Here is a 5,404-nt window from a genome sequence, read left to right on the forward strand (position 1 = left end):
GACCCGAATGCTGCAGACGCCGAACTGCCGCCGTCGCAGCTGGTGATCGCGCAGGTTCGCGTGCGTCGCGATGATGCGCGCGGCTGGCAGCCCTTGCCGACCTCCGGCCTGCTGTTGCTGGGGCCCGACGACCGTGACCTGCAGATCGATGCGCGGCTGCTGTCCTATGCCAACCCGCAGGGCAACCGCTACCGGTTCCGTGTGGAGGGCTACGACCAGAACTGGGTGGAACAGGGTGGGGATGGCCAGCGGACATTGTCGCGGCTGCCGCCCGGGGCCTATTCGATCGAGGTGCAGGCCGCATCGGCCAGTGGCCCGTGGACACCCTCGCAGCAGTTGCACATCAAGGTATTGCCGCCCTGGTGGCGCAGCGGCATGGCGATCTTCGGCTATGTGATGCTGGGCTCGCTGTTGCTGTTGGCACTGCTGTGGTCGATCCGCAGGCGGCTGCGGCGGCGCCAGCAATGGCAGTTGACGGTGCACAAGCAGCAGATCGCCGAGCAGGCATCGCAGGCCAAGAGCCGCTTCCTGGCGACCCTGGGCCACGAAGTGCGCACGCCGATGACCGGCGTACTGGGCATGAGCGAGCTGCTGCTGGCCACCGAACTGGACCCGGTGCAGCGCAGCTATGCCGGCTCGATCCAGCAGGCCGGCAGTCATCTGCTGCGGCTGGTCAACGATGCGTTGGACCTGGCACGGATCGAGGCCGGCCGGCTTGAACTGGACATCCGGCCGTTCGACCTGGGCGGACTGCTGGACCAGGTGCAGGCACTGATGCAGCCGATGGCACAACAGCGCAGGCTGGCTTTCCAGCGCGGGGATGCACTGCCAGGCCCGATCTGCGTCAGTGGTGATGAGATGCGCGTCCGCCAGATCCTGCTGAACCTGCTGGGCAACGCGATCAAATTCACCGAGCGCGGTCATGTCGGTCTGGCGGCACGCCTGGACGAGGATGGCGGCGCGGTGACCTTCGAGGTCAGCGACAGCGGGCCAGGCATCAATACCGAGCAGCAGCAGCGCCTGTTCCACCGCTTCGAACAGGCCGACGGCCCACGTACCGCCTCACGCTATGGCGGCAGCGGGCTGGGTCTGGCGATCTGCCAGGAGCTGGCGGTGGCGATGGGCGGCCGCATCGATGTCGACAGCCAGCCGGGGCGCGGCGCACGTTTCGCAGTGCGGCTGCCGCTGCCATGGAGCCGGCAGCAGGCCTCCAGCCCTGGCGAGGCAGCCTCGCCGACGCTGCCTGCACTGCGCATCCTGCTGGTCGAGGACGATGCAACGGTTGCCGAGGTCATTGCCGGCCTGCTGCGCGGCCGCGGCCATGAGGTGGTGCACGTGCTGCATGGCCTGGGCGCACTGTCGGAGATATCCACCGAGGGATTCGATGTCGGCCTGCTCGACCTCGACCTGCCGGCACTCGACGGCACCGCGATCGCCCGCCAGCTGCGCGCGATGGGCTACGAGCTGCCGTTGGTGGCCGTTACCGCGCGCTCGGATGCCTATGCCGAGACCCAGGTGCTTGCGGCCGGATTCGATGGTTTCCTGCGCAAGCCGGTGACCGGCGATCTGCTGGTGGCGGCGATTGCCCAGGCGCGCAGTAAACGCCAGATCATCAGCTGAGTACGGCATCTTGCGGCGTGAATCCCGCAACTTTCGGTTTACCATGCCGACGCCCACGGCGTGGGCATCATCAACAGCAGCGTGAGGAGGCCATCGGTGGTGTATCTGCGGGCAGTAATGCTGCTGATGCTGCTGCTGTGCTGCCTGGCGCCCGCTGCCGCGCAGCCGGTGCCACCTTCGCCGCGGCAGGTCACCGTGTTCGATGGCTTGCCGTCCAACACCGTCAACCGCATGGCCGAAGACCGCTACGGCTACCTGTGGATTGCCACCAACGATGGCCTGGCCCGCTACGACGGGCGCAACTACCGCATCTGGCGTTCCGAAGATGGCCTGCGCGACAACCGCATCTGGAGCGTACTGGTCGATGCCCGCAACGAGCTGTGGATCGGCACTGAAAATGCCGGCCTGGTGCGGATGTCGGCCGACCGCCGACAGCTGCGCTTCTACGACCGCAGCAGCCAGCCGCTGATGGGCAGCAACACAGTCTGGAGCCTGGCTGCGACGCCGGATGGCTCGATCTGGTTCGGCACCCACGAGGGCGGCCTGTACCGGCTGGACAGCAATGACCGTCTGCAGCGGTTCCTGCCCGAAGCGAACAACCCGCGCAGCGTGCCGGCCGCGTCGGTGCCGTACCTGGCCACGCTTGCCGACGGCAGCCTGTGGGTCGGCACCAAGCATGGCGTGGCGCGCTGGACCGGCACCGATTTCGAACGCATCGGCAGCGATCTGGTGCCCAGCCTGCTGATCAATGGACTGACTGCCGAACCCGACGGCAGCCTCTGGATCAGCACGCTGGCGGGGGCCTCCGTGCGCCGCCCGGATGGCCGTTTCGAATCCGTGCCCTGGACATTGCCAGCCGGCGACCAGGTGCTGGGCATGATGCTGCGCGATGAGCAGGGCGGGCACTGGCTGGATACGCGCAGCGGCCTGGGCCGGGGCATCGATGGCCGATACCAGACAGTCCCGCTGTACAGCGCCATCGCCCGTGGCCTGGTGCGGCCGAACTGGACCGGCGCCTATGAGGACCGCGAAGGTGGCATCTGGCTGGCCAGCACCAATGCGGGCCTGTGGCATCTGCTTCCGCGCTGGTGGCAGTTCTCGGTGTTCTCGCGGCTGGAGGATGATCCGTCCTCGCTGCGCAATTCCTATGTGCTTGGTACCAGCCCCTCCAGCAATGGTGGCGTGTGGACCGTCGGCAGCCATGGCGCGCTGGACCGTTTCAATCCACGCACGGGCGTGATCGAGCAGCACCGCACCTTCGTCAACGGCATGCACTGGCTGACGTCGGTGCGCGAAGACCGGCAGGGACGGGTGTGGGTGGGTTCGACCGACGCCTTGATGCGCTACGACCCGCGCCGGGGCGAACTGCGGCGCTGGGGCCGGGATGCCGGTGCCGATGCGACCATGGAAGGCAACATCGAGGCGATGATGACCTGCGATGGTGACAGCCTGTGGTTGATGCTGGCAGCGGGCCTGCAGCAGCGTGATCTGGACGGGCATGTGCGCCGGCAGCTGGACAACGGCCAGGAGGGTCTTCAGGCCGGCCAGCTCAATCTGGACGTGGAATGCGGCCCACAGGACCGGATCTGGCTGGCCAGCAGCCGCGGCCTGCTGCAATGGCAACCGGATGCGCAGCGCTTCCAGCCGGTGCCCGGTGCCCCGGCCACGGCGGTGTATGCCCTGCACGTCGGCAAGGACGGGCAGGTCTGGTTGTCCGAGGATGGCCGCCTGTCGCGGTATCTCTGGAGCCAGGGCAGACTGGAACGGCAGGCGGTGGTGGGCGCGGAGCAGGGCTACCCGGCGATTTCCGCTACCGGTCTGGTCGTCGACGCACAGGGCGTGGCGTGGGCCACCAGTGCGCGCGGCCTGGTGCGGGTGAGTGCCGATGGCGAAAGCGTACGCCTGTACGGGGTACACGATGGCCTGCCCAGCCAGGAGTTCCGCGAACATACCCTGATCGCCTCCGCCGCTGGGCGCATGGTGGCAGGTACACCCGCTGGCGTGGTGGTGTTCGATCCCGAGCAGGTGCGGCCTTCCACCCGGCGTGCGCCGCTGGTGATCGAGCGGGTGGAGGTGCGCCGCAACGAACAGTTGCTGGACCTGACCCATGACACGCCGCTGCAGATTGCCGACGGCGACCGCGATCTGCGTATCGTCGCGCGCCTGTTGTCCTTCGCCGATTCGGCCTCCAACACTTACCGCTACCGGTTGGCCGGCTATGACCCGGATTGGGTCGAGGTGGGCCCGGCAGGCGAGCGCCTGTTCTCGCGCCTGCCACCCGGGGCCTACCGGCTGGAAGTGCAGGCGCGCTCGGCCGACCACGTGTGGTCGCGGGTGCAGACCCTGGAATTCCACGTGCAGCCGCCGTGGTGGCGCAGCTTGTCCGGCCTGCTGGTGCTGGCCTCGATTGCGTTGCTGCTGACCAGCTGGTTCGCCTGGTTGTACCGGCGCCGCCTGCAGCGCCAACACGCCTACCAGCTCGCCCTGCACAAGCAGGATCTGGCCGAACACGCGTCGGCGGCCAAGACGCGGTTCCTCGCCAATCTCGGCCATGAAATCCGTACGCCGATGACCGGCGTGCTGGGCATGAGTGAGCTGTTGCTGGCCTCGCCGCTGGATCCGCAGCAGCGTGGCTATACCCAGTCGATCCGGCATGCGGGTGAGCACCTGCTGCACCTGGTCAACGATGCGCTGGATCTGGCGCGGATCGAATCGGGGCGCCTGGAACTCCAATCCAATGCATTCGGTCTCAATCGTCTGCTGCAGGATCTGGCCGCGTTGATGGGGCCGCTGGCTGCCCAGAAGGGCCTGCGATTCATCCTCGACAACCAGTTGCCTGCAGGGCTGCAGGCGACCGGCGATGCGATGCGGGTGCGACAGATCCTGCTCAACCTGCTGTCCAACGCGGTCAAGTTCACCAGCCGCGGCAGCATCACGCTGCACGCGCGTTGCGAGGAAGGGCCGCGTGGACTGCATTTCGAGGTGCGCGATACCGGTCCGGGGATCAGCCAGGAACAGCAGCAACGGTTGTTCCGCCGCTTCGAGCAGGCTGACGGCGCGCGCACTGCAGCGCAGTACGGTGGCAGCGGCCTGGGCCTGGCGATCTGCCGCGAGCTGGCACTGGCCATGCAGGGCCGGATCCGCGTGGAAAGCCAGCTGGGCAGCGGTACCTGCTTCGGCGTCAGCCTGCCGTTGCCGCTGCAGCAGGTTGCCGCCGGCGAAGGTGGAGCCGACAGCGATGCCGCCGCTGCCGTGGTCAACATGCCGCCACTGCGGGTGTTGCTGGTGGAGGACGATGCGACCGTGGCCGATGTGGTGTGTGGCCTGCTCACCAGCCGCGGCCATGAGGTGGTCCACGCCGCCCACGCGCTGGCCGCACTGCGTGAAATCAGCGCGGATGATTTCGATGTCGGCCTGCTCGATCTGGATCTGCCGGGCCTGAGCGGTTTCGAACTGGCCCAGCATCTGCGCAACCAGGGCTACACGCTGCCGTTGCTGGCGGTGACCGCACGCACCGACCCGGATCTGCAGCAGCAGGTGGAAGCGGCCGGCATCGGTGGTTTCCTGCGCAAGCCGGTGACCGGTGAGCTGCTGGTGGAAGCGATCGCCCGCGTGCTGGGGCGGTAGGGGGTCGGCAGGGCTGCGCCCTGCACCTGCCGAATCAACGGCAACGGCAACGGCCGAAGCAACAGCAACAGCGGGCTATCCGTGGGATGGCGGGGTGGGTCCGGTTGCGGGGGACGCCGTAAATACGTCCCTGTAGGCTTGGCCGCGGCATCCATGC

Annotated in this window: 2 protein-coding genes; both read left to right on the forward strand. The window is 67.7% G+C overall.

What is annotated here, in order from left to right:
* A partial coding sequence (locus DBR20_RS22820) for an ATP-binding protein (RefSeq protein WP_258223254.1) occupies positions 1–1,620 on the forward strand: 1,620 nt, incomplete at its 5' end.
* Between the two features lie 96 nt (positions 1,621–1,716).
* Entirely contained in the window at positions 1,717–5,247 is a 3,531-nt protein-coding gene (locus DBR20_RS08270) for a hybrid sensor histidine kinase/response regulator (protein ID WP_108265841.1), read from the forward strand.
* Positions 5,248–5,404: the final 157 nt, after the last annotated feature.

Source organism: Stenotrophomonas sp. HMWF023 (assembly GCF_003060985.1).
GTDB lineage: Bacteria > Pseudomonadota > Gammaproteobacteria > Xanthomonadales > Xanthomonadaceae > Stenotrophomonas > Stenotrophomonas lactitubi.